The sequence below is a fragment of the Leeuwenhoekiella marinoflava DSM 3653 genome (assembly GCF_900129005.1).
GTDB classification, from domain to species: domain Bacteria; phylum Bacteroidota; class Bacteroidia; order Flavobacteriales; family Flavobacteriaceae; genus Leeuwenhoekiella; species Leeuwenhoekiella marinoflava.
Genome location: NZ_FQUN01000003.1, coordinates 91862 through 117243, shown reverse-complemented (window position 1 = coordinate 117243; position 25382 = coordinate 91862). Strand labels below are relative to the sequence as shown.

Genomic DNA, 25382 nt, shown 5'->3' with positions numbered 1-25382 from the left:
ATAATTTGATGACACTTTATGCGGAATAGATTCAGAAATCAGCTCAGCAAATTAGGAGATCTTTCGGTTCTGCGAGGTGGGTTTCAGGTTTTGATATTGCGTGTTTGTGGTGTGATTTTTCTTTTTGGAATTACCTTATTTCTTACCAATTTTTATCCTGCAGAAGAAGTAGGAGCTTATGAGTTTACGCGTTCTGCACTTTTTTTAATCGGTGGTTTTACCATTCTGGGCACAGATCAATCTATTTTATTTTTTTCCGGAAGGTTTTCAAAAAAGGAACAACTAGGTGCATTATTCAAGGTTTATTTCAAAATGGTTTTATTGCTATTGGCAGGCGCTATCGTTCTTTTAATTCTAGCCTGGAATATCTCTGATTCGGTTTATAAATCTGTTTTTAATGATGAAACTTCGGGCACGTTGATTCTTAAAGCTGCGGCTTGTCTTTTTTTTTATGCCATCACACTGTTGAATACAGAATTCTTCAGGGGTTTTGCATTGCACCCAAAATCAGAATTATACCGCGGCATTTTCAAACAGCTCCCTTTTGGGATTGGTTTACTCATTCTGTTTTTGCTTCGGGAACAGCATTATGTAGTTGAGGTATTTTTACTCAGTTATTTTGTTTTGGCAATTATATCTTCCATTGAGGTGTTTTTTCAGTACAAAAAACGCGTTCAGCGTAAAAATCAAGATTTAGAAATACCCATTAAAAGTGTTTTAAAAGCCACGCTTCCCATTGCTATAAGTGCGCTGGGCTTTTATTTATTGATCAGTATCGATGTATTTTTCTTGAAACGCTACACAGATTTTGAAACGCTGGCGTACTACGGGACTTCTATAAAAATCATTTTTTTGATTTCTACGGTGGTTAATACAATAAGCTCGTTTATAGCAGTTAAAATCGCTAATTTGTATGCGGTAGATAAGCAAAAATTGCAAGCCTTGGTGAAAAACGGAGTGCGTGTAATTGTAATCTTGACGACTGTACTTTCGGTTTTTTTAATGCTTTTTTCAAAATCTATTTTGCAGGTTTTTGGAGCTGCATATGAACAGGCCAATAGTGCTTTATTAATCTTAATTACAGGACACTTTTTGAGCACTTTATGTGGTATCACACAAGTGTATCTCAATATGACTAAGAAGCAAGTGGTTTTACAATACATCTTAATTTTTGCTGTGCTGCTCAATGCGCTTTTAAACTTTTTATTAATACCAAAATACGGAATGGAAGGCGCTGCCATCGCTTCGGCACTAAGTGTGATTTTCTGGAATTTACTCGCGGCGCTTTGGGTTTACAAAAAAGATAACATCAAAATTTTTCTACACTAATGCAGCTCTTTATTTCAAGATCGAAATTGGTTTATTGGCTTTTAGGACTGGCGGTTTTGATACTCGGAATTTTAGCACCTTTTTACTTACCAGCACGTTTTTTTTATGATGCGGTCGTTATTGCTGAAGATTTTTACAATGAGAAAGGGGTTTGGCGCAGTTACCCGGTGACCATGCTCTTTTACGATATTACGGGATTAGGTAGTTTAACCTTTTCATTAGTTGCTTTGATGCAGCTTCCGGTGTTGTTGTTTATCATTTACAAATTGGGAATTCCTGAGTGTTTTGCAAAGTTGACCGTGCGTAATGCTTTAGCCTATTCTTTGATATTGATGCTTGCTTTTTTTATCTCGATGCCTTCCAAAGAGTTCATCACATTTATCTTTATTTCGTTTGTTCCTTTTCTTCTAAAAAAACAGTATTTCAGCCTTTCAAAAACCATTGTTTTAATCTTTTTGAGCCTGTTTATTTTTGGTGTTTGGTACCGCCCATATTATGTTTTGATTCCCATAATTGCAGGAGTGATCTATCTAACGAGCTTGATTAATTTTAAACGAAAAGTGCTTACCGGTATTTTTTCGGGAATTTTAATTGCAATTTTTTTAAGCCTGTCATACGGTTTTGTAAAGGGCGAATATTTGTCTCAAAGCACACGCGAAACGCTTAATGAAGAGCGTCTGGGAAAAGAAGCTACAAATTCTGCTATTACATCTCCGCTAAAGACTGATACTTGGTATGGGGAGACCTACGGTATAATTTATGGTTTTGTGTCTGTAAATGCGCCTGTAAATGGCTTTAAACACTTATTTGAGCCGCAGATTGTGACCTTTGTCTTCTGGCAATTGATACTTACGCTGTATCTGATGTTTTTATACCGAAATTGCCTCGCAAAGCGAAAAAGCTATTCTTACGAAATCTGGGCTTTTTACCTCGTTTTCGCTTATTTTATCATTCAGGGGATTTTTGAGCCCGACTTAGGTTCTGCGGTTAAACATAAAATAGGGATATTGCCGTTGCTTTATTTTGCATTGTACTATGATAGTTTCAGAAAGAACATACCGGTTTAGTTACAATGCATGGCTTACTATTCTCGCAGTTTCTTTGATTTTCAGAGTTCCGGCAACGATACTATTGATTGTTTTTACGGCGTATAATCTTGTGTTTTTTAAGAGATTGAAATTTACCAGAAAACGACTTGTTTTTATGCTGTTTATTGCAAGTCCTTTTTTGTTAGATCTCCTGTTTTTTTGGAATAATGACGTCTTTGCTGAAGGAATAAAACATGCCGAAAAGCGCGTAAGTCTCTTGCTTTTGCCGCTTTTTATTTTAAGCCAAAATCACCGTCTCAACACCGTTCTAATCTTACGCTATTACGCTTTGATTACTACGGCAATTCTAAGTTTTTGCCTAATTAGATTTGCGATAATTTCTCCTGAATTATTCAACAAATATCTCAACGGAACCGACCTTTGGGAAATGGGTTACGAGTTTGCAAGATCAATAAATATGCACGCTCCAGCACTCAATATGCACGTTGCATTTGTGGTAGTGATAAACTTCTACTTTTTTAAAGAAGCTTTAGGCCAAATTAGAAAAACACATATAATTTGGCGTTTTGTGTTTTTTCTACTTTCACTAATCGTACTGTTTTACATCAACACCAGACTGGCAATTGCAAGCGCTTTCTTCGGAATTATTTTAGTCAGTTTCTTTGGAAATAAAGCTGTTTTTTCGGCTAAAACCTTTACAAAGCTCACAGTTGGTTTAGTGGTTTTTGTACTGCTGGGAATTGGCTTTATAAAGCTTTTTCCATACAGTATTCAAAAATTTTCTGATGTTACGTTTGCACATCTAGATAAGGTGGGAAAATTAGACCAGTTAGAAAACCCCGAAACTGAAGCATTTAACGGCTTAGTAACCCGACTGAGTATTTGGAAATCTAGCTTAGAAGTTGCCCTTAAAAATCCGGTGATTGGAGTAGGGGCAGCAGATGGAAAGCGGGAGGTTGTCAATTATTTTAAAGATACAAAACAGCAGTTTTTAGCAAAATATGAGTTCCCGGTGCATAATCAATATTTGGATTTTTGGATAAAATTTGGCGCTCTCGGGCTTCTGGTTGCGCTGCTTTATGTGTTCTTATTCTTGTACATAGGTATTGCTACGCGAAAAGTTTTATGCATATTTTTCTTTATACTTTTTGCTAGCGCAAATTTTGTAGATGATTTTCTAATTCGTTTTGACGGGATTGTCTTTAGCGGAATCTGGCTCTCGATTTTTACTAAAAATGCGTTAGATATTAAGCTTGATAAATTGAAATAAGCTTTTTAAAGTTTAGATTACTGTTGAATAAAAGTGCTGTGCGCTTTGCCGCTGCGCTGCCCATTTGTTCTCTAATCGTTGCTGGTTTTAGAAGCTCTAGCGTTTCGTTAAATTCCTTCAGATTTTCAAATAAAAATCCTGTTTTTCCAGAAGTTATAATGTCTTTATTCCCAATAATATTTGTAGCCAGAATAGGAATTTCACATGCCGAAGCTTCCAGTAATGCAAAGGGTAAACCTTCCCATAGCGAAGTTTGCAAATACAGATCTAATTTTTCTAATTCATGCAAACCTTCAGGTTGTGTATTAAACCATCCTGTGATTTCAATATTGAGCGCAGTTAAAAGCTTTCTAAGTTCGCCATCACCTATCCAAACAAAGTTAATATCCGGATTTGCAAGCGCAATTTTATTAAATAAACCGGGATTGCGGGCATACGTGATTCGACCAAGAGTTCCTATTTTCTTAATTTCAGTATTTGCTTTTAGACGCTTTTTGAGCTCAGGATTGTACTTAATTCCATTTCTTACAAGTAGTGCAGGGCCTATTTTTTTAGCATATGTCAATTCGGTATCTCCGCAGGCAATGAGGGTTCCGCCACTCAACTTTTGACTTATAAATTCAATGAGATAGAAAGCTAATCTTTTTAAGGCACCAATGTCTTTCCGTAAGAATGAAAATCCGTGTGGCGTATAAAATAATTTTACCTTAAGCGAAGGAGAAAAAATATAAGCAAATCTACCAAGAATTCCCGCTTTAGAAGAATGCAAATGCAGCACATCTGGCTTTATTTTAAGAAGAGTTTGTCTGATGTTTTTTAAGGCATTCCAGTCTCGTTTAAGACTGATTTCGCGTTGCATGGGCAAACTGATCAAGCGTGTATTAGGATGAAAATCTTTTGCAATTTGTTTGGGATTAATTTCTTTACGTTGATCACTATAAATGACCGTAACCTCAAGATTTGGATCTTCACAAAGTACGTGAGTCAGATTGATAAAGTAGCTGTAAACACCACCGCCTAAAGCTTCTACAATATGAATTACGTTTAATTTATTCATGTAAAAAGGTGTAGATCTTAGAGGTTATTATTTGTGTAAACATACAAGATTGCAAGAGAATCTTATAATAAACAAGTAGTAGACAGATTTCGTTTTTTTATCTATTGGTAAATATTAGCATTACAAACCTATTTCTTTTATTAAATTTGATTCGTTTAACCAAATCCAATTTGCTCCAAGCTGCCCGCTTATGAATGTAAAAGGAACTAAGCATAATCACCTATTACAACCTATCGTAGGTTTTATAGATATAAGTACACTCCTCATTCTAGGACTTTTATTTGACTTATCTACTCCTAATTATAAACTTTTTGCGGTTTATATAACCTTTGCTTGGCTTGTAACAACAGTAGGTTTTGGCTTTTATAAGGTATATAGATTTACACCATTTTTAAAAATCTTATCTAAGATTTTTAGACAATTCTTATTATTGATTTTATGTCTTTTTACTTTTTTTGGCATTTTTAACGAAATCGATATAGTTGTTTCAGCAGTTTTAGAATATGCGTGTTTAGCACTAGGTATAATAGCCCTGATTAAAATTTTAATATTTAATCTGCGAAAGAAATACCGAAAGCAATTAGGTGGAGATACTATTCGGGTAATTATTTTAGGGAAGAACCCAAAAACCGAACAACTCAAAAACTTTTTCAGGTACAATCCGGCATACGGGTTTCAGTTTGTTGAAAATTTTGATTTGAGAAGTAAAGAAGCAAGTGTTGATGACGTGATCAATTTTACGCTAAAAAATTCAGTTCATCAGATTTACTGTTCTGTGGCAGAATTGAAGAATAAAGAAATTAAAGAATTGATTCAGTTTGCTGATAACAACCTTATTGCCTTAAAATTCCTACCGGATAATAAAGATATTTTCACCAAGAAAATGGACTTTCAATACTACGGAATCACACCCATTTTGGCATTGAGAACCTTACCGATAGACACACCTGTCAATTTATTTCTGAAACGTTTTTTGGATATTGTGTTTTCGTCTTTGGTTATTGTATTTATACTGTCTTGGCTTACACCGTTATTGGCGCTTATTATTCCGTTAAGCTCAAAAGGACCACTCTTTTTCAGGCAAAAGCGAAACGGTATTGAAGGTACAGAATTTTACTGTTATAAATTCCGGTCTATGACTGTAAATAAAGATGCGAATAACCTACAGGCTTGTAAAAACGATATGCGCACGACTAAACTGGGTAAATTTTTAAGACGAACCAGTATTGACGAGTTACCTCAATTTTATAATGTATTTATGGGTGATATGTCTGTGGTAGGGCCGCGACCACATATGGTAAGTCACACACATTCATTTAAAAATCAAGTCGACAAATTTATGGTGCGTCATCTGGTTAAGCCCGGGATTACCGGATTAGCGCAAGTAAGCGGGTATCGCGGTGGGATAGAAACCAAGCTCGATATTAAAAACAGGGTACGTTTTGATATATTTTATGTAGAAAACTGGTCTATTCTAATGGATCTGCGTATTATAGCCAAAACCTTTTTTCAAGTGATTTATGGCGATAAAAAAGCCTATTAGCGACCGACCGTTGGTTTCTATTGTTACACCCAGTTTTAATTCTGAAAAGTTTATTGCTGAAACCATTGCCTCTGTTCAAAATCAGACCGTGACAGACTGGGAAATGCTCATTGTTGATGATGCTTCATCAGACGATACCGTTGCGTATATACAGAAATTACAAGCTGAAGATACCCGTATAAAATGCTTTCCACTAACTGAAAATAAAGGTCCGGCAAACGCTCGAAACTTAGGAATAAAACAAGCACAGGGAATCTACCTGACTTTTCTAGATGCTGATGATATTTGGTTTTCAGAGTTTTTAGAAACGAGTATTGCTGAAGCAAAAAAACATCGTTTTGTTTTTGCTTCCTACCGGCGTTTAGATGAAAATTTAAAACCTTATTTATCCGATTTTATCGTGCCGCGAAAGGTGAGTTATACAGATATTTTAAAAAGTAATTCCATCAGTTGTTTGACAGCTTTTCTAGACATTGAGAAGTTGGGCAAAAAGTATATGCCGCTTATTCAAAAACGTCAGGATATGGGTTTATGGCTACAATATTTAAAGGAAATTGATTTTGCTCACGGCATTCAAAAACCGTTGGCGATTTACAGAATCAGAAGAAATTCACTTTCCCGAAATAAAAAAAGTTTACTCAAATATCAATGGAAATTCTACCGAGAAGTTGAAGGTTTATCGTTTATAGACTCCGTATATTATATGAGCTGCTGGGCATATAAAGGCTTTATCAAATACCGAAATTAAAACGTGCGTCTAAACTGTTCCAATTTACCGCGTTTGCTTCGGTCTAAGCTGTTTTTTTTATTGACAACTACCTGAAGATTTGCATTTAAATGAACAGTTATCGCTTTTTTTATTTTTTCAATTTCAGCATTTGAAAACTCAGTATCAGCAACATAATCAATGGTAAAAGTATCCGGCTGATTTTGAATAATTACAAACTCTTTCACATTTGCAGTGTCTTTGATGATTTCTTTGGTCACGTAATAAAAAGCCAGCGCCGGGATTTTTTTTCCGTCAGGAAGCAATGCAAAATCACCTAATCTCCCTTCTAATTTGGTTAGAACCGGTTGATCATTTACAAGACTTAAAGTTCCTAGATCTCCTATTTCATAGCGAATAAAGGGATGCGCTTTGTTGAATAAAGAAGTCACAACAATCTTTCCCGAAGTTCCATTTGCAACCGGTTTATTGTTTTTATCAAGAATCTCAATATATTGTAATCTAGTATCAATTTTTAGCGCTTCTTCGGCGGGGCCAAAAGCTAAAATACCGGTTTCTGAAGAACCGTATTCGTTGAGAATATTTACACCAAATTGTTTTTTTAATAACTTCAGATCTTCTTTGAAAAGCATTTCTGCAGTCACAATACAGTGTGTAAGGCTAGGGCAAAGGTCTTTTAAAATCAGGTTTTTTTCAGCCAGATACTTTGCAAACAGAACTAAGGTACTGGTGTAGCCGTTGAGGTGACCAAATTTATTCGATTGAAAACTATTAATAAACTGTTCAAAATTTTCAGAAGAGGTATTAAAAATTGAAAACCGGTAGCGATTGCTCAGTAAATCTTTTAAACGCTCTTTATAATGCACTAATCCCTGATTTGGGATGCCGTAAAAACGCGCTTCGTGAGAAGTGTTGAGGTCTAATCCCTTTGACGCGTATAAATCGCTAATAGAAGCCCAAGTGAGCGCGTGAGCAAATTTGTCTTTGGCAAAGATAAACGGCTGTCCAGACGAACCGGAGGTTTTGTGAACGTGTGTATTTTTTGCAGAAAAACCTTTTGATAATCTATTTTGTAGTGGTTGCTGCAAATCTTGCTTGGTCAACACCGGCAGCTGTTTCCAATTTTGAGGTTTATTTCCTACCAAAGCTGAATAGAAAATATTGTTTTTAAGATGAAACGCTAAAATTTCAGCTTTTTTCTCTTCAATATAATCCCGATAATCTTTAGTTATGCGCTGCTGGTGCCCCTTCAGTTCTTTTTTCGCGGTAGTGATATCATATCCGGTAAGCTGTAAACTGAGGTTGGTTAAATTCACAAGACTAAAATTAGTAGGTCAATTTACAAACATTTATTTTTGAAGCTTAATTAAATCTTAAGCTATTACGATGAATATTCTCATTCTTGGTGCCGGTGGTCGTGAACACACCTTTGCCTATAAAATTGCACAGAGTTCTAAATGTGATCGTCTATTTGTAGCTCCCGGGAACGCCGGTACTGCTGCATTAGCCACAAACGTAGAAATTGGTGTAACTGATTTTGAAGCGATTAAAAAGCTGGTTCTTGATGAGAACATCACCATGGTAGTAGTAGGGCCAGAAGATCCGCTGGTACATGGGGTTTATGACTTTTTTAAGAACGATGTTGCACTTAGCGAAATTGCTGTTATTGGTCCGTCAAAACGTGGAGCTTTGCTAGAAGGGAGTAAAGAGCGTGCTAAAGAATTTATGGCGATGTACAACATCCCAACAGCAGCTTACGAAAGTTTTAAAGCCGAAAGTTTAGAGGCCGGTAAATCATTTTTAGAAGAATTGAAACCACCGTATGTATTGAAAGCAGATGGATTAGCAGCCGGAAAAGGTGTGGTGATCCTGAATGATCTTGATGAAGCAAAAGCCGAATTAACAGATATGTTGACCAATAAAAAATTTGGTGCAGCAAGTGAAACGGTTGTGATTGAAGAATTTTTAGATGGTATAGAACTCAGTGTGTTTGTACTTACTGATGGTAAAAATTACATCACCCTACCTACTGCAAAAGATTATAAGCGTATTGGCGAAGGCGATAAAGGCCTAAATACCGGTGGAATGGGAGCGATCTCTCCGGTACCATTCGCAGACGCTGCCTTAATGGAAAAAATAGAAAATCGAATTATAAAGCCTACGGTAGATGGCTTAAAAGCTGAACAAATAGAATACAAAGGTTTTATTTTCATTGGTTTGATTAAAATAGGAGATGAGCCTAAAGTGATAGAATACAACGTACGTATGGGGGACCCGGAAACAGAAGTTGTACTGCCTAGAATTAAAAACGACCTGGTTTCAGTTTTTGAAAAAGTAGCCGCTCAAAAATTAGATGAGATTGATCTTGATCTTGATCCGCGTTCTGCAGCAACTGTAATGCTTGTAAGTGGTGGTTATCCTGAAGCTTATCAAAAAGGAAAAGTACTTACGGGCAGCGAGAATGTTGAAGGCTCTCTAGTTTTTCACGCAGGGACAAGTTTAAAAGATGGAGATGTTGTTACTTCCGGTGGGCGAGTAATGGCTGTGACGTCATTAAATGATGATTTTAGAGAAGCACTTAAAACTTCATATACTAATATCAAAAAAATCCAATTTGATCAAATGAATTACCGTACAGATATAGGTTTTGATTTATAAGATAGAAAAGAAATGGTATTAAAAAAAGCCTGCTAGCAGGCTTTTTTTAATATGTTGTATTCAAGATTAAATCTTAACCGTGAATGTTGTGATGCTCGTCTTTGTCAAATTTGTTTAATTGTATACACCAGTATGTAAATGCAACAGATACAATGATTATAAAAACAAAATTTAACAGGTTTGCGGCAAACCAGCTGCTGTCTTGCAGATCACGAATTGCATCTAAAGGTGCCAATGCTACATTGACAAAAAAATCTTGAATTCCGTAAAATAAATCTTTCAATTCCATAATTGTATACTTTTACAACGTGATTACCACACTTGCACATTTGATTTTAACTTGTGCGATGCAAAAATAGAAAAAACTAGGATGCTTACAAGCTTTTTTGGCGTTTCAAAACCTATAAATTTTGCGATGATTGTTTTAGCAGTTGTCGTGTTTTTTACCGGATTTTATATTGTTTCAGATCGTTATGAGTTAACAACTTATGGGATATTGAGTCAATTTATGGTTCTTTTAGTCTATCTTTTTTCTTTGGGTGTGCTCAATTTTGTCGTAAAACGCAATACACTTACCAAGCGTAACACCTATATTTTATATTTATTCGTATGTTTTACGTTTGCGGTGCCAGTAAGTTTTTTCAATACTGGAGTGATACTTTCGGGGGTGTTTGTTTTTTTAGCCTTACGCAGAATCATCAGTTTAAAATCTGCTAATGATTTCAGTAAAAAAATATTTGATGCTGCTTTTTGGATAGCGATTGCGTCGCTGTTTTTTTTCTGGAGTATCCTCTTTTTAATCGTATTGTACTTTGCGATTCTCTTTTATGGCAGAGGTGAATACCAAAACTGGTTGATGCCTTTAGGCGGTATTTTTGTTGTAGCTATACTCACGTTTACGTTCAGTTTATATTATGAAGGCGCGTTAGAGTTTACACTCAATTACATTGAGTTGCCTACTTTAGATTATACAAATTACAGCACCATAAAATTATTAATCCCGGCATCGTTCTTTTTAGCACTTTATCTCTGGTGCGGGTTACGTTATCTAGCTCAGATTTCTGATGCGCCCCAAAACCTTAAAGCTTCTTATATTCTTATTTTAATCAGTTCGCTTGTAGCGTTAACCATTGCCATATTTTTGGCACCTTTACACGACGGGAGCGAATTGTATTTTTTCTTTGGTCCGCTGGCAATCATAACGGCTAGTTACATAGAGACCAGTAAAAGTTTTTGGTTTAAAGAAATGATTTTGTGGTTAGCAATTCTCATACCTATAGCGATACTATTTTGAAAGAGTTAGACCTAATAAAATTAGAGGCCGAGCTTAAGAAGCGCTGGCCTTACAGAGATCTCTGGTTTAGAAAGCAAAACGATACTTGGGATGATTACAGTAATTTTATTTATAATATTCAGGGGTTTGAAGACCTTATTGAGCGGATAGATCTTACTGTAAAGAAATTTGATTTAAATAAAAAGCACTTCTTTTATTATACCGTTAATCGCTGGTATAATTACTGGAGTGCGCGAGCTGTAGAGCAACTATTTATAGGGCTTGATGGTGTTGTGGCCGCAACGAATAAAAGAGATCGCTTGGTAGATTTTAGTATTCAGCGTGTGAAATTTGATCTAAAAACAACAAAGTTTCCAAGAGGCTTTGGGCGGAATTTGACATTTGCACAAAGTCACGAACAGAAGCTCATCAAGTGGCTGTATTTAAATCAAAGCACAGGTAGAAGATTTCATACCGAAAACAGATTATTTCTTATTGTTTACAGTACAGATGGATATCATTATAAGCTGAAAGCTGAAATTGCCTGGCTAAGAATGGTGATTGAAAATTATGTAGCTGAATTCAATCCGGAGCAATTAAAAAGACCACACATCACAGAAACAAAACCGGCTTATTCTGATATAATCTGGGCGATACGATGAATTATATAGGCTCAAAACATAAACTTTCAGAATGGCTACTTGGCAATATAAAAACGGTTTGTGGCGATGATCTTTCTGATCAAGTTTTTTGTGATTTGTTTGCCGGTACGGGTAGTGTAGGCAGAACATTTAAGCCGCTTGTAAAAAATCTTATTGCCAACGATTTAGAATATTACAGTTATGTATTAAACCGAAATTATATAGAGAACAACACTCCCCTTGAAGCTGATTTTTATATTGAAAAGCTGAATACACTTCCAGCTAAAAAGGGTTTTATTTTTAAGAATTACAGCGAAAAAGGCAGTTCAAACCGCTTGTATTTTTCTGCAGAAAATGGAAAAAAAATAGATGCCATTAGAGCACAAATTGAGCTGTGGTTTACAAAGAAAGAAATTAGCGACGATCTTTATTTTTTCCTTTTAGCAAGTCTTTTAGAAAGCGCTGATAAGGTTGCCAATACGGCTTCGGTTTATGGCGCTTATTTAAAAAAGCTTAAAAAATCGGCTCAAAAAGAATTAAAACTTCAACCGGCAAATTTTAAAATAACTACCGGAAAGCATTCGGTTTATAACCGGGATAGTAATGTCTTGATAACTGATATTGAAGGCGATATTCTGTATTTGGATCCGCCATACAACGCACGCCAATACGGAGCAAATTATCATGTGCTCAATACTATTGCAAAAAAAGATACCTTTGTACCCAAAGGAAAAACCGGTTTGCCCGCGTATTCAAAAAGTGCTTTTTGCAGTAAAACTAAAGTAGCAGAAAGCTTTGAAAAGTTGATTGAAGCAGCACAGTTTAAAACGGTGTTTTTGAGTTATAATAACGAGGGGCTTATGCCCGCAGAAACCCTAAAAAGCATTATGAAGCGTTATGGAAAATACGATTTAGTCACTAAAGAATATCAGCGTTTTAAAGCAGATAGGACAGAAAGTAGAAACCATAAAGCAACCGCAACAACCGAATACTTACACATACTGGAAAAATAAAATATTATGATTACACATACTGCAAAACGCATTTTTCAAAAAGCCGTAGACGATTACCATATTAAAGATCGTGTTGATCAGCCATTTAGTAATCCGTATGATACAGATGTTGACTTTCTAGAGCATTTACTATACCGTAAGGCGTGGATAGATACTGTGCAGTGGCATTATGAAGATATCATTAGAGATCCGCAGATTGACCCGGTTGTAGCTTTAAAATTGAAGCGTCAAATAGATGCTTCTAACCAAGAGCGGACTGATATGGTTGAGTACATAGACAGCTATTTTTTAAATGAATACAAGGATATTGAGCCTAATAAGTCTGCGACAATAAATACTGAAAGTCCGGCGTGGGCAATAGATCGTTTGTCAATTCTTACCTTGAAAATCTATCATATGGAAGAAGAAGCGAGTCGTGAAGATGCTTCTGAAGAGCACAGATTGGCTTGCCAGCAAAAGTTAGATATTTTATTAGAGCAACGTCTAGATCTTTGCACTGCCATAGACACTTTGATTAAAGATATTCGCAACGGCGATAAGTACATGAAAGTCTACAAACAGATGAAAATGTACAACGACGACGAGCTTAATCCTGTACTTCGCGGGCAAAATAAAAAGTAGGTTATGCCTTCTCCAAAAACGCCACATATTCTATGCATCCGGTTTTCGGCGATGGGAGATGTGGCGATGATGGTTCCGGTGTTGCTGGCACTTACACGGCAGTATCCAGAACTTAAAATAACGGTTTTATCTAAACCTTTTTTTGCACCTTTCTTTAAAGAAATTCAAAATCTTACCTTTTATGGTGCTGACGTTAAGCAAGAATATAAAGGTGTTTGCGGACTTTTTAAACTCTATAAAACCTTAAAGCCAAAGCGGTTTACTGCAGTTGCAGATTTGCATAACGTGCTTCGGTCTAATGTCTTGCTTTCTTTTTTTCGCTTCCGCGGAACAAAAAATACACAGATAGATAAAGGCAGAGCCGAAAAAAAAGCATTAACTCAACAAACTAATAAAGTTTTTAAACCGCTTAAAACTACACATCAGCGTTATGCAGCTGTCTTTAAAGAATTGGGTTTCCCTGTTGATCTCAAAGGCGATGAGGTATTGCCGAAGCAAAAATTAACAGATGCTGTTTTTCAGGCATTGGGAAGCGAACCTTTTAAGTGGCTAGGCATTGCGCCTTTTGCGGCACACGATGGTAAAAAATATCCGTTGGAATTGTTAGACGTTTTGCTGGCTGATTTGGTTTCTAAAAAGTATAAGATTATTCTTTTTGGCGGAGGAAAGGAAGAGCAGCAATTGCTGAATGCTTTTGAGGCAAAGTATAAAAACGCTGTGAATGTTGCAGGTAAATTTTCGTTTTCCGAAGAACTTGCGCTCATTTCTCATCTAGATGCGATGCTTGCGATGGATAGTGGTAATGGGCATATGGCAGCACTTTTTGGCGTTCCTACCGTAACACTTTGGGGCGTGACACATCCGTATTTAGGTTTTGCGCCGTATATGCAACCTGAAGAAAATCAGCTTACAGCAGATCGTGAACAGTTCCCTGCGATTCCTACTTCAGCCTATGGAAATAAAGTCCCTGAAGGTTATGAGAACGTAATGCACAGCATTAAGCCTAAAACCATTCTCAACCGACTCACCGAAATTTTAGATTAGACTTTTCGCGCTGCGAATTAAAGCTAGAAACACAAAAAAGTTTAGGTATCTTCCTTTTCTAATTTCTGTGTTATGAAAACTCCGCTTACGCAACTTTTACAAATTGAGCATCCTATCATCATGGCACCCATGTTTTTGGTGTCTAATGTCGCGATGGTAAAAGCCGCTATGCAAGCCGGTATTGCCGGTTGTATCCCAGCTTTAAATTACCGTACATTACCTGAATTGCGAGAAGCCATAACCGAGTTGAAAGCTGCAAAAACTGAAAACGGCGCATTTGGTTTCAATCTAATTGTAAATAAATCAAACCTGAAGTTTCCCGAGCAATTAAAGGTTTGTTGTGAGCTGGGTTGTAACTTTTTTATTACCTCTTTAGGAAACCCAAAACAAGTGATTGAAGAAGCACACCAAAACGGAACCCTGGTATTTTGCGATGTGGTTAATCTGGAGCAGGCTAAAAAAGTTGAACGCTTAGGTTGCGATGCCGTAATCGCTGTAAACAATCAAGCCGGCGGTCATCGCGGAAGCCTTTCGCCTCAAAAATTAATTGAAGAATTAAACGAAGTCTTAAGCATCCCCGTGATCTCTGCTGGTGGGGTGGGAACCAAAGTCGAACTAGAAGAGAAACTAAATTTTGGAGCAGTAGGTGTGAGTATTGGAAGTCCGTTTATCGCTTCAGAAGAAGCTGGTGTTTCTAACGAATATAAAACGGCGTGCGTGCAGTATGGAGCTAATGATATTGTACTGACCCAAAAGATTAGTGGGACACCGTGTACGGTGATTAATACACCTTATGTACAAGAAATAGGAACCGAGCAAACTTGGCTTGAAAAGCTGTTGAATAAAAATAAATGGCTTAAGAAGTATGTGAAAATGCTGCGCTTTTTAAAAGGAACCAATATGGTGACTAAAGCCGCTACAGAAGCCACTTATAAAACCGTCTGGGTTGCCGGCCCTACCATTGAGTATAGCAAAGCCATCGAACCGATTGCAAAAATTATTGAACGGTTTGTATAGCGAGATAATTAGAAATTAAAAGTCCCTCAACAAATCAATTTATTAAGGGACTTTTTTGTTATTACAACAGAATATTTTTAAATATCATCAAAATCAACAACCAGATTTGCTGATGTGGCTAGTGCCTGGCAGGTTAAAATCAGCCCTTCTTCAACTTCATCATCAGTTAGAATCTGGTTTTTACGCATTACTGCTGTCCCTTCGGTAACGCGGGCAATACAGCTGCTGCAAATTCCACCTTGACACGAGTGAGGCGCATCTATATCATTATCAAGAGCGGCATCTAAAATGATTTTATCCTGTGGAATAACCAACTCAAACTCTTCATCGTCACAAATGATTTTTAAGTTCGTTTTGCCGTCTAAAGCTTCAGCGATTTCTGCGCCGTCATTAGAAGAGGTAAAAAGCTCAAACTTCACTTTTTCTTTAGGAATCTCATTTTCTTGTAGAACTCCACGAACTCCGTTGATCATTTCTTCAGGACCGCATAAAAAGAACTGGTCAAAATCGTGAGATTTAAATTTATTGTTCAAAATAAAGTTTACCGTTGCTTTTTCGATTCTTCCAAAGTGCGCATCGGTTTCTTGTTTACGACTGTAGATAAACTCAATAAACAAGCGGTCCGGGTATTGCAATTGCAGTTCTAAAAGCTCTTTGTGAAAGATGGTTTCTTCAACCGTACGGTTTCCGTAAGCGAGAACAACCCGACTTTTAGGTTCTTCTTCTAAAACGGTTTTTACGATAGAAAGCACTGGAGTTATACCGCTTCCGGCAGCAAAAGCCGCATAATCTTTAGCATTTTCGCTGTTAGGCTCAACAATAAATTTACCTTCCGGTGGATGTACTTCTAGTGATTGACCTACGGTTAATTTGTTATTTGCAAGCACAGAAAAGGTCCCGCCTTCAACTTCTTTTACAGCTACTTTTAAATTTCCGCTTTGCGGAGTAGAACATAAGGAATAAGCACGACGAACTTCTTTACCGTCAATTGTTGTTTTTATCGTGATGTATTGACCGGCCTCAAACGAATAGGTTTCTTTTAACGCGTCTGGAACACCAAAAGTAATGCTTACGGCTTGCTCGGTCTCGCGTGTAATATCTTGTATAGTAAGTGCGTGAAAATCGCTCATTGCTTAAAAATTTTGGCAAAAATACAAAGCAAGACGGTTTTGAGGCGTAACATTTTTATAATTTATGCACTAATGCATTAACTAAAAATCCTAAAAAAACAAAATAGATGGTTAAACACTTTATCAATCTGGAATGGAAGAGCTTTTTTAGGTCTGCTGCTTTTCAAACCAATCTGGTTTTAAAAATCTTTATGGCGCTGGGGGCGCTCTATTTTATTGGGATTTTTACGCTTGCCGGCGTTGGTGCTTATTTTGGACTTGAAAAAGCCGGACTTGAACCACTGGAAACCGTAAACCGGTTTATGATTTATTATGTGGTTCTGGATCTGGTTATAAAATATATGCTTCAAAAAATGCCGGTTGTCAACATCAAGCCCTTGCTGTTGTTGCCTTTTAAAAAGGCTAAAATTGTTGATTTTGCTTTGGGCAAAACCATGCTCTCGTTTTTTAATATCGTACACGCCTTTTTCTTTATTCCTTTTAGTGTGGTTTTAATTGGTCAAGGCTATGATCCTGTTCATGTAATTACTTGGCATCTGGGAATGCTGGCAATGATTTACATCAACAACTTTATCAATGTTTTTCTCAATGATGCGATGCCGCTGGTTATTGGTTTAGCTTCGGTCATAATCGGTCTTGGCGCATTGCAGTATTACGGGATTTTTGATGTAACGCCTTACACAGGAGCTTACTTTCAAGGTTTGTTTGAGCAATTGTGGTTGTTTACCATTCCTGTTTTGCTTGCGATTGGGTTGTATAAAGTGGCACACGCGTATTTCTTAAAACGCTTATACCTTGATGCAGGACTTGCCGCTAAAGCGAAAGAAGCAACTACCGAAAATTTGGATTGGTTAGATCGCTTCGGAAAAACTGCACTTTTTCTTAAAAACGATATCAAGCTGATTAAACGGAACAAACGCTCTAAAACTACGGTGATTATGAGTGTCGTTTTCTTGTTCTACGGACTTCTTTTTTTTACCGGTGGAATCGAAAGCTACGATAATCCGTTTATGAAGATTTTTGCCGGAATATTTGTTACCGGTGGTTTCTTGTTCAGTTTTGGGCAATTTGTTCCCAGCTGGGACAGTTCGTACTACCCGTTGATGATGACGCAAAACATCAGCTATGAAGAATATTTAAAGTCAAAATGGATGCTGGTTGTGATTGCTTCTGGGATTTCTACCATTTTAGGTTTGGCCTATTTATATTTTGGATGGGAAGCTTACGCCGCGGTATTTGTTGGCGGAATTTACAATATGGGCGTTAACGGTCACGTAGTGCTTTGGGGCGGTGCCTATATTAAAACTCCAATAGACCTAACGAGTAATAAAAAAGCATTTGGTGATAGCTCGTCTTTCAACGTAAAAACTTTGTTGATAACCATGCCAAAACTGTTGTTGCCTATAATTTTATATGCGATTGGGCATTATACGCTTGGGCCTGTATTTGGTTATTCGCTAGTTGCTTTAGCCGGAGTTGCCGGTTTTGCATTTAGAGATTTTATGTTCAAAAAAATTATTGGCATTTATAAAGCCGAAAAGTATAAAACCATAGCTGCTTACAAACAGAAAAACTAATATCCCATCCCTAACCCTTCCCCAAGGGAAGGGAACTATAAAAACTAAAATTATGATACACATACACGACTTATCAAAAACTTATAACGGTGTGACCGTTTTAAAAATAGACGAACTTCATATTCCTAAAGGAGAATCCTTTGGCTTGGTAGGAAATAATGGTGCAGGTAAAACCACATTGTTTAGTGCTTTGCTCGATTTGATCCAACCTACTACCGGATATATTCAAAACGGAGAAGCTAAGGTGAATGAAAGCGAAGCGTGGAAATCACACACGGCCTCTTTTATTGATGAAAGTTTCTTAATAGGTTACCTCACTGCTGAAGAATATTTCTATTTTATAGGTGAACTGCGCGGTCAAAATAAAGCCGATGTTGACAAACTGCTTGCCGGTTTTGAAGATTTTTTTAATGATGAGATTTTGGGAAAACGCAAATACCTACGCGATCTTTCTAAAGGAAATATGAAGAAAGTAGGAATCGTTGCTACACTTATAGGGAATCCTGAAGTTGTAATTCTAGATGAGCCTTTTGCCAATTTAGATCCTACAACTCAAATTCGTTTAAAAGGAATCATCAAAAAACTAGCAGCAGAAACCGGAGTTACGGTTTTGGTCTCTAGTCACGATCTGATGCACGTTACCGAAGTTTGCGAGCGTATTGTAGTACTTGAAAAAGGAAGCGTGGTGAACGACATCAAAACTTCTGAAGCAACGCTTAAAGAACTTGAGGCTTATTTTAGTAAGGAGCATTTAGGGGTGGAGTAGGAATGAATAATTGTAAAATAAGAGAGTGATCCAAGTAGTCTATTTAATATTTTTTGGAGTTGTAAATTTTCTTGTCTATTATTTATTCGTTAGAGATTTTATTATAGCAAAGAAATTTTTGTTTAGTTTAATTGGATTTTCTGTTCTATTTATTTTTATTCAGAATTATTATCTCTTTAATTTCGGAATACCTAATGATTTGTTTTTTAGTAATTTAAAAGAACCTATAGTTTCTATTGTATTTTTTTCAATATCGGGTTTGATTTTAGAATTACGTCTTCAAAATGATAGATCTGAATCTAATAGTAGTCATATTTATAGTATTCTATTTCATTCAATTAAATTTTTTAGAACGAGGATTATTTTTTTTATAACTATGATATGGCAAATATTAATTATACTTAGTCTGTATTAGATTCAAAAAATTATTTTAACGTCTTTTTAACCCCTTCATACTAATTTTGCTACTTTGCAGTTATTGCTATATAATCTAAAACGATTTGCAAACTCTGGAACAAAAATTATTCGTTTTTCTAGTGTTACTGGCTGTTCTTGTGGGGTGTTCCCGCAAGAAAGACAAGTTTTTGTCGCGTAATTTTCACGCGATAACGGCTGAGTATAACATCCTTTTTAACGGGCGACAGGCGTTTGAGCAAGGTCGTAATGCCCTTATAGATGGTTATCAAGATAATTTTTGGGCCATTTTACCCATTGAGCGCTTAGATTCACCAGATTTTATTCCATTGCCGGGGACAGCTAAAGACCCCAGTTTTGAACGTGCTGAAGAAAAAGCCACAAAGGCCATACAAAAACACAGTATGGAAATTAACGGAACCGAGCGAAATCCGCAAATAGATGAGGCCTTTATGCTGCTTGGTAAATCTCGTTATTACGATTTGCGCTTTGTACGGGCGTTGGAAGCTTTCAATTATATTCTATCGTATTATCCTGCAAGTAACAACATTGCTCAAGCCAAAATATGGAAGGCTAAAACCAATTTACGTTTAGAGAAAACCAAAATCGCAATAGAAAGTTTGCACAAACTTCTGGAAGAAGAAGATGCGCTAGACCGTCAGGATTTTGCTGATGCTTCGGCGATGTTGGCACAAGGTTATATTTATGAAGACCGTCTGGATAGCGCACTGGTTTATATTGAGAAAGCCGCTTTTCTTACCCGTAAGAGCGAAGAAAAAGGTCGGTATTATTTTATAAAAGGGCAGTTGTATGACGTGATTGGTGAGAACCAGTTAGCTAATGCGAATTATGATAAAGTAATTGATCTAAATCGTCGTTCACCACGCCGGTATATGATTAATGCCTACATCAATAAAATCCGGAATTTTAACTACGAAACTCAGGATCAGGAACAACTTTTTGAATTGCTTACTGATCTGGAAGAAAATCGCGAGAACCGCCCGTATCTAGATATCATTCAGCATCAGTTTGCAGAGTTCTATCGCAATGTGGGCCGTGAAGATTCCGCAGTTTCCTATTATAACAAATCAATCGCTTCTCAAGGTGAGGACAAATATCTCACGTCACGTAATTATTTAAGTCTGGGAGATCTCAACTTTAATAATTCAGAATACATTATAGCAGGAGCTTATTACGATAGCACGCTTGCTTTTGTACTTAAAAAAACACGTGAATATCGCAACATCAATAAAAAGCGTGAAAATCTTAGCGATGTGATTCTTTATGAAGGTATCGCTACGCGTAACGACAGTATTTTAAATCTGGTCTCGATGAATGAAGCTGATCGTTTGGCCTATTTTGAAACTTATATGGCAGGGCTGAAAGAACAAAAAGCCAAAGATTCAATCGCTGCTGAGGTTGCTGAAGCTACGTTGTCTAATAACGAATTTTTTGTAGCAGATAACAACAACGAGCCACCATCTGCAAGTGGATTTTATTTTTACAGTCCGGTGCAAATTGCTCAGGGAAAGCTTGATTTCAAAACTCGCTGGGGAAGTCGTCCTAATGAAGATAATTGGAGATTTTCTGATAAGCAGGCAGGTACATTGGCGCAAAACGAGATTGCGGGAGAAGGTGATTTACTGGAGACAGCAGAAAACGGCTTGTATAATGCAGACAATTACATCAGAAAAATTCCTTCAGAAAAATCCGTCATCGACAGTATCAGTACGGCGCGTAATTTCGCTTATTATCAGCTTGGTTTGATCTATAAAGAAAAATTGAGAGAGCCGGTTTTAGCAATAGATCGCTTAGAACGTTTGTTGTTTAATGATCCTGAAGAACGCTTGGTGCTTCCTGCTAAATACAATTTGTATCAGCTCTATGAAGCGCAGGGAGATACTTTCAATAGTGATAAATACAAGTTTGATATTCTTCAGAATTACGCAGACACACGCTACGCCAGCATTATTAAAAATCCTAATGAAGCCCTGAGCCAGGATGAAGACAGTCCGGAAGTATTGTATAATAAATTATATCAGGATTTTGAAAATCAGCGATATGCCGGTGTGATTTCAGAAGCAAACAGATATATAGATAAATTTGCGGGAGATACCTTTGTGCCAAAATTTGAGTTACTCAAAGCAACAGCTATAGGGCGCTATCAAGGTTATGAGGCCTATGAGGAAGCTTTAAATTATGTTGCACTCAATTATCCTAACCAAGAAGAGGGTAAAAAGGCAAAAGAACTTTTAGACAAAGCTTTACCTCAATTGAAGAGTAAAGATTTTATAGCTGATACCGAAGCTAAAAATTACAAGTTACTGTACGAGTTTAAAGCCAATGAACGAGATTCAATTGGTCAAATACAAAATTCTATAAGTAGTTATTTGACAAAAAATAATCTGGTAGATAAGAGTGTATCACGAGATGTTTATAATAACGAGATTAGTTATCTGGCTGTTCACGGTTTTAAATCTAGGGTTGAAGCTTTATATTTTAATGAACGCTTGAAAGAAGCAAAATTGCTGGCGCAAAAAGATGACCAAGAACCGGTTGTAATAAGTTCTGCTAATTACAGAATTATACAGCTGCATAAAAATATGGACGCATATCAAAATTTAGAATCAGAACCATGAGAAAAGACAGATCTGCAAAGTTTCCAGAAGGAGGAAACAAACAAAACAGAATCAGTGAAGGAACGTCTATTGTAGGAGAAATTAAGTCTGAAGGAGACTTTAGAATAGATGGCAAACTCGAAGGAAAAATAGAAAGTACCGGCAAAGTAGTCATCGGTAAAAATGGCTTTCTTAAAGGAATGCTTATTTGTAAAGAAGCTGACCTTGAAGGTGCTATAGATGGTAATCTAAATGTTGAGGGTTTATTGAATTTACGAGCATCTGCTACTGTAAAGGGTGAAGTTGCTACAGGAAGACTTGCAGTAGAGCCTGGTGCCGACTTTAATGCGAGCTGTAATATGGGCAACGGCGTAAAAAATCTAAGCAACGATGTCAGAAAAGAAGCCGGAAAGTCCGCTTAAGAGCTGGGCAAAATTTTCTACCATCGCCATACAAATGGGAGTAACCATTTATCTGGGGAATCTCTTTGGAGCTTGGTTAGACCGTAAATTTGAAACTACATTTTTAGAGCCTGTCGTATCACTTATAGCCGTTTTCTTATCTATGTATGTGATCATACGCGCAGTAAAAAGTCTCAATTCATGAACCTTACAAAACCATTAACAACAGCTGCCTTAATTATCGTGGCTTTAGGTGTTGTTTTTTATTTTTTACACCTGAGTATTTTAGATCTGCTAGATGTAGAACTACCTTATAATTTACTTAATTTTTATCTTTTTGGAGCCATAAGTAGTTTGATCATTTGTCTCACATTTATCACGCTTCCTGAATTGCTTCCCGAGCTTCGTGATAAACTGGGATTTATGTTTTTGTTTTCCATCTTTGCAAAACTGTTTTTACTGGCATTAATTTTTAAGAATTTACTTTTTTCTGACGCAATTTTTACACGAATGGAGCGTCTTAGTATGCTGATACCCATCTTTATATTCTTAATTTACGAGGTCTTGGTAATTGTTAAAATCTTAAAAAAGCATTCTTAACTCTATTTCTTGATAAAAAAGGTGCATTTGTGAATAAAATGTTTAGTTTTGCACCAAATTTTAGCAAGCCTGATTTTTTAAAAAACTATAATGAAGATAACTTCTTTACCCATTCATTTTCTAGCTGTTATCAGTTTTCTATTGTGTGGATCACTGGTAAATGCGCAAGAGCATAGTGTCGCGGAAGCTAATAACGAGGGTCCTGTTAACACACAACAGGAAATTACTGATTACACTAATCATCACTTAAAAGATTCTCATGATTTTCACTTATTCTCTTATCAGGGAAGTGATGGTGAGCGTCACAGTGTTGGATTTTCACTGCCAATAATTTTATGGGCAAGTAATGGTCCTGTAGCTTTTATGTCTTCAGAATTTCATCACGATATTGACGGTGAAGTTGTAGTGGAAAAAGGAGGAAGTCGTTTTGTGAATCTTCACGATAAAATTTACGAATTAGAAGAAGGTGCAGATTCAATCGTGATGGGAGAAGATCAGCATCCTGAAAATGCACACAAGCCTTTTGATTTATCAATCACGAAAAGTGTTTTTGGTATTTTATTAGTTGGTTTGTTGTTGCTTTTTTGGTTCGGTTCTTTGGGGAAGCAGTACAAAAAGAAAAAGATACCAACTGGCTTTGGTCGTGCATTAGAACCATTGGTAATCTATGTACGAGATGAGATTGCTCGTCCTAACATAGGTGAGCACAAATACAAAAAGTACATGAGTTTCTTACTTACTGTATTCTTCTTTATTTGGGTTTCCAATTTGTTAGGAATGACACCATTTGGTTTTAATATTACCGGTCAAATAGCAGTTACCGTTTGTTTAGCATTGTTTACATTCTTTATCGTACAATTTAGCGGTAACAAAGATTACTGGAAACACATTTTCTGGATGCCAGATGTACCGGTAATTATGAAAATTATATTAATACCTATCGAAGTTTTAGGTATGCTTACTAAGCCTTTTTCGCTATTAATACGTTTGTTTGCTAATATTACAGCAGGTCACGTAGTGGTAATGGGGTTAGTAGCTTTAATGATTACATTAAAAGCCCAGTTTGGCGCAGTAGGTTCTACAGGATTATCATTAGTTCTTACCTTGTTCATCTCGGTTATTGAAATATTAGTTGCATTCTTGCAAGCATTCATCTTTACGATGCTATCTGCATTGTTTATAGGTATGGCCGTGGCAGAACACGATCATCACCATGAGCATGACACAGATGATCACGAAGTAGATGACGTAGAGGATGTAAGAGAAAGTTTTGTTTAATTTTTAAATCAATTGTTATGTACAATTTAATTGGAGCTGGATTAATCGTTATCGGTGGTGGTATCGGACTAGGACAAATCGGTGGTAAAGCGATGGAAGGTATCGCTCGTCAACCTGAAGCGGCTGGAAAGATTCAAACTGCGATGATTATCATAGGTGCACTTTTAGAAGGTCTTGCTTTCGGTGCGTTGATCTTAGGTAAATAATCACAGCTTAAACAACTAAGCAATTCCTGTAACGGTTGGTTACAGGAGTTGTTTTATTTAAAACATTAAATTAAAGATGGATCAATTATTAAATGATTTTTCTCCGGGCTTGTTTGTTATGCAAGCTGTTATTTTATTAATCCTCATCTTATTGATGAAGAAGTTTGCATGGAAACCTATCTTAAGTTCACTTGATGAGCGTGAGCAAGGTATTCAAGGTGCATTAGAAGCAGCAGAAAAAGCGCGTTTGGAGATGAAAAATCTTCAGGCTGATAACGAGAAAGCTTTACAGGAAGCACGTATTGAGCGTGATACAATGCTAAAAGAAGCTCGTGAAATTAGAACAAAGATGATCGCAGAAGCTGAGGAAGATGCTAAATCACAAGCTGATAAAATCATCACCCAGGCTCAGGAAGCTATCGCTGCAGAAAAACGTGCAGCTGTAGCAGAACTTAAAAGTCAGGTAGCAGAATTATCTTTAGAGATCGCTGAAAAAGTGGTTAAAGAAGAACTTTCTGACAAGAAAAAACAAATGCAGTATGTAGATAAAATGCTGCAAGACGCTACCCTTAACTAATAAAACCAGCAGTTCATGTCTTCAAGAGCAGCAATACGTTATGCAAAAGCAATTTTAGATCAGGCCCAAGATAAAGGTACTGAAGAAGTTGTTTTTGGTAATATGAAATCTATTGATGCGACACTAAGTGCTAGTAAAGAATTGCGCAGTGTGCTTAAGAGTCCGGTTATTAAAGCTGAAGATAAAAGAGCTTCTTTGAAAGCTATTTTCGAAGGGTATGATCCCAGCACTTTAAGCTTAATCGAACTTTTAGTAGATAAAAAGCGTACCTCTCTTTTAGGTCAGGTAGCAAAAAGTTATTTAGACCTTTACAATGCGTCTAAAGGAATTATTGTAGCTCATGTTACCACAGCAGTAGAACTTGATTCTAGTTTAGAGTCAAAAGTTTTGGCTAAAGTAAAAGAGCTAACAAACAGTACTGAAGTAACCTTAGAACATCACATAGATCCCAGCATTATAGGTGGGTTCATTCTTCGAGTAGGAGATGTACAGTACGATGCAAGTATTGATAATCAACTGGCAAGCGTACAAAAAGAATTTAGTAAACGTTTATAATTACAACTTAGCTTTGAG

Annotated in this window: 26 protein-coding genes; 22 read left to right on the top strand and 4 right to left on the bottom strand. The window is 36.6% G+C overall.

Annotated elements, in window-relative coordinates:
- Positions 1-18: 18 nt before the first annotated feature.
- From BUB91_RS00560 to BUB91_RS00550, 3 genes are read left to right on the top strand one after another with little or no spacing between them, the layout of a single operon-like run.
- On the top strand, positions 19-1329 hold the full coding sequence (locus BUB91_RS00560) for an oligosaccharide flippase family protein (protein WP_073095753.1): 1311 nt from the start codon (positions 19-21) through the stop codon (positions 1327-1329).
- Positions 1329-2396, top strand: coding sequence for a hypothetical protein (locus BUB91_RS00555; RefSeq protein ID WP_073095751.1), 1068 nt, complete (start codon positions 1329-1331; stop codon positions 2394-2396). The genes BUB91_RS00560 and BUB91_RS00555 overlap by 1 nt, the downstream gene beginning before the upstream one ends.
- Complete coding sequence (locus BUB91_RS00550; RefSeq protein WP_073096362.1) at positions 2365-3648, top strand: O-antigen ligase family protein; 1284 nt, start codon at positions 2365-2367, stop codon at positions 3646-3648. The genes BUB91_RS00555 and BUB91_RS00550 overlap by 32 nt, the downstream gene beginning before the upstream one ends.
- On the opposite strand, the gene BUB91_RS00545 is transcribed toward BUB91_RS00550, so the two are convergent.
- On the bottom strand, positions 3626-4705 hold the full coding sequence (locus BUB91_RS00545) for a glycosyltransferase (RefSeq protein WP_073095749.1): 1080 nt from the start codon (positions 4703-4705) through the stop codon (positions 3626-3628). The genes BUB91_RS00550 and BUB91_RS00545 overlap by 23 nt on opposite strands.
- A 190-nt stretch (positions 4706-4895) precedes the next feature.
- Here BUB91_RS00545 and BUB91_RS00540 point away from each other — a divergent pair, with 190 nt between their 5' ends.
- A complete protein-coding gene (locus BUB91_RS00540; RefSeq protein ID WP_073095747.1) occupies positions 4896-6248 on the top strand; it encodes an exopolysaccharide biosynthesis polyprenyl glycosylphosphotransferase in 1353 nt (450 codons plus the stop codon).
- Positions 6226-6996, top strand: coding sequence for a glycosyltransferase family 2 protein (locus tag BUB91_RS00535; protein WP_073095745.1), 771 nt, complete (start codon positions 6226-6228; stop codon positions 6994-6996). The genes BUB91_RS00540 and BUB91_RS00535 overlap by 23 nt, the downstream gene beginning before the upstream one ends.
- Here BUB91_RS00535 and BUB91_RS00530 read toward each other — a convergent pair.
- Entirely contained in the window at positions 6993-8291 is a 1299-nt protein-coding gene (locus tag BUB91_RS00530; protein WP_073095743.1) for a phenylacetate--CoA ligase family protein, read from the bottom strand. The genes BUB91_RS00535 and BUB91_RS00530 overlap by 4 nt on opposite strands.
- Before the next feature lie 70 nt (positions 8292-8361).
- Here BUB91_RS00530 and purD point away from each other — a divergent pair, with 70 nt between their 5' ends.
- A complete protein-coding gene (gene purD, locus BUB91_RS00525; protein WP_073095741.1) occupies positions 8362-9633 on the top strand; it encodes a phosphoribosylamine--glycine ligase in 1272 nt (423 codons plus the stop codon).
- Positions 9634-9706: 73 nt separating this feature from the next.
- On the opposite strand, the gene BUB91_RS00520 is transcribed toward purD, so the two are convergent.
- Positions 9707-9922, bottom strand: a complete 216-nt coding sequence (locus BUB91_RS00520) for a DUF6341 family protein (protein WP_175550995.1) — start codon at positions 9920-9922, stop codon at positions 9707-9709.
- A gap of 81 nt (positions 9923-10003) precedes the next feature.
- Between BUB91_RS00520 and BUB91_RS00515 the strand changes: the two genes are divergently transcribed.
- The 6 genes from BUB91_RS00515 (at position 10004) to BUB91_RS00490 (ending at position 15242) form a co-directional block, all read left to right on the top strand.
- Positions 10004-10927, top strand: a complete 924-nt coding sequence (locus tag BUB91_RS00515; RefSeq protein ID WP_073095739.1) for a DUF6427 family protein — start codon at positions 10004-10006, stop codon at positions 10925-10927.
- The gene (locus BUB91_RS00510; RefSeq protein WP_241652545.1) at positions 10888-11568 is read left to right on the top strand and encodes a hypothetical protein; all 681 of its coding nucleotides are present in this window, start codon (positions 10888-10890) and stop codon (positions 11566-11568) included. Before BUB91_RS00515 ends, BUB91_RS00510 begins: the two co-directional genes overlap by 40 nt.
- Positions 11565-12560, top strand: coding sequence for a DNA adenine methylase (locus tag BUB91_RS00505; RefSeq protein ID WP_073095737.1), 996 nt, complete (start codon positions 11565-11567; stop codon positions 12558-12560). The genes BUB91_RS00510 and BUB91_RS00505 overlap by 4 nt, the downstream gene beginning before the upstream one ends.
- Before the next feature lie 6 nt (positions 12561-12566).
- Positions 12567-13181 carry a DUF4254 domain-containing protein gene (locus tag BUB91_RS00500; RefSeq protein ID WP_073095735.1) on the top strand — a complete coding sequence of 205 codons (615 nt, stop codon included), beginning with the start codon at positions 12567-12569 and terminating at the stop codon, positions 13179-13181.
- A gap of 3 nt (positions 13182-13184) precedes the next feature.
- Complete coding sequence (locus BUB91_RS00495) at positions 13185-14225, top strand: glycosyltransferase family 9 protein (protein ID WP_073095733.1); 1041 nt, start codon at positions 13185-13187, stop codon at positions 14223-14225.
- A 72-nt stretch (positions 14226-14297) separates the two neighbouring features.
- On the top strand, positions 14298-15242 hold the full coding sequence (locus BUB91_RS00490) for an NAD(P)H-dependent flavin oxidoreductase (protein WP_073095731.1): 945 nt from the start codon (positions 14298-14300) through the stop codon (positions 15240-15242).
- A gap of 77 nt (positions 15243-15319) precedes the next feature.
- On the opposite strand, the gene BUB91_RS00485 is transcribed toward BUB91_RS00490, so the two are convergent.
- Complete coding sequence (locus BUB91_RS00485; RefSeq protein WP_073095729.1) at positions 15320-16372, bottom strand: ferredoxin--NADP reductase; 1053 nt, start codon at positions 16370-16372, stop codon at positions 15320-15322.
- Positions 16373-16479: 107 nt separating this feature from the next.
- On the opposite strand from BUB91_RS00485, the gene BUB91_RS00480 reads away from it, so the two are divergent.
- From BUB91_RS00480 to atpH, 10 genes are all read left to right on the top strand, one after another.
- Positions 16480-17949 carry a DUF5687 family protein gene (locus BUB91_RS00480; protein WP_073095728.1) on the top strand — a complete coding sequence of 490 codons (1470 nt, stop codon included), beginning with the start codon at positions 16480-16482 and terminating at the stop codon, positions 17947-17949.
- Between the two features lie 52 nt (positions 17950-18001).
- The gene (locus BUB91_RS00475; RefSeq protein ID WP_073095726.1) at positions 18002-18715 is read left to right on the top strand and encodes an ABC transporter ATP-binding protein; all 714 of its coding nucleotides are present in this window, start codon (positions 18002-18004) and stop codon (positions 18713-18715) included.
- A 536-nt stretch (positions 18716-19251) separates the two neighbouring features.
- A complete protein-coding gene (gene porW / locus BUB91_RS00465) occupies positions 19252-21768 on the top strand; it encodes a type IX secretion system periplasmic lipoprotein PorW/SprE (protein WP_449543903.1) in 2517 nt (838 codons plus the stop codon).
- A complete protein-coding gene (locus BUB91_RS00460) occupies positions 21765-22169 on the top strand; it encodes a bactofilin family protein (RefSeq protein WP_073095721.1) in 405 nt (134 codons plus the stop codon). The genes porW and BUB91_RS00460 overlap by 4 nt, the downstream gene beginning before the upstream one ends.
- Positions 22138-22353 carry an AtpZ/AtpI family protein gene (locus tag BUB91_RS00455; RefSeq protein WP_073095719.1) on the top strand — a complete coding sequence of 72 codons (216 nt, stop codon included), beginning with the start codon at positions 22138-22140 and terminating at the stop codon, positions 22351-22353. Before BUB91_RS00460 ends, BUB91_RS00455 begins: the two co-directional genes overlap by 32 nt.
- Positions 22350-22748, top strand: a complete 399-nt coding sequence (locus tag BUB91_RS00450; RefSeq protein WP_073095718.1) for a DUF6168 family protein — start codon at positions 22350-22352, stop codon at positions 22746-22748. The genes BUB91_RS00455 and BUB91_RS00450 overlap by 4 nt, the downstream gene beginning before the upstream one ends.
- Before the next feature lie 90 nt (positions 22749-22838).
- On the top strand, positions 22839-24026 hold the full coding sequence (atpB, locus tag BUB91_RS00445) for a F0F1 ATP synthase subunit A (protein ID WP_073095716.1): 1188 nt from the start codon (positions 22839-22841) through the stop codon (positions 24024-24026).
- Between the two features lie 17 nt (positions 24027-24043).
- A complete protein-coding gene (gene atpE, locus BUB91_RS00440; protein ID WP_004569351.1) occupies positions 24044-24232 on the top strand; it encodes an ATP synthase F0 subunit C in 189 nt (62 codons plus the stop codon).
- Positions 24233-24308: 76 nt separating this feature from the next.
- Complete coding sequence (locus BUB91_RS00435; protein WP_073095715.1) at positions 24309-24809, top strand: F0F1 ATP synthase subunit B; 501 nt, start codon at positions 24309-24311, stop codon at positions 24807-24809.
- 15 nt (positions 24810-24824) lie between these two features.
- Positions 24825-25364 (top strand): ATP synthase F1 subunit delta, encoded by a 540-nt coding sequence (gene atpH / locus BUB91_RS00430; RefSeq protein ID WP_073095713.1) that lies wholly within the window; start codon positions 24825-24827, stop codon positions 25362-25364.
- Positions 25365-25382 lie beyond the last annotated feature (18 nt).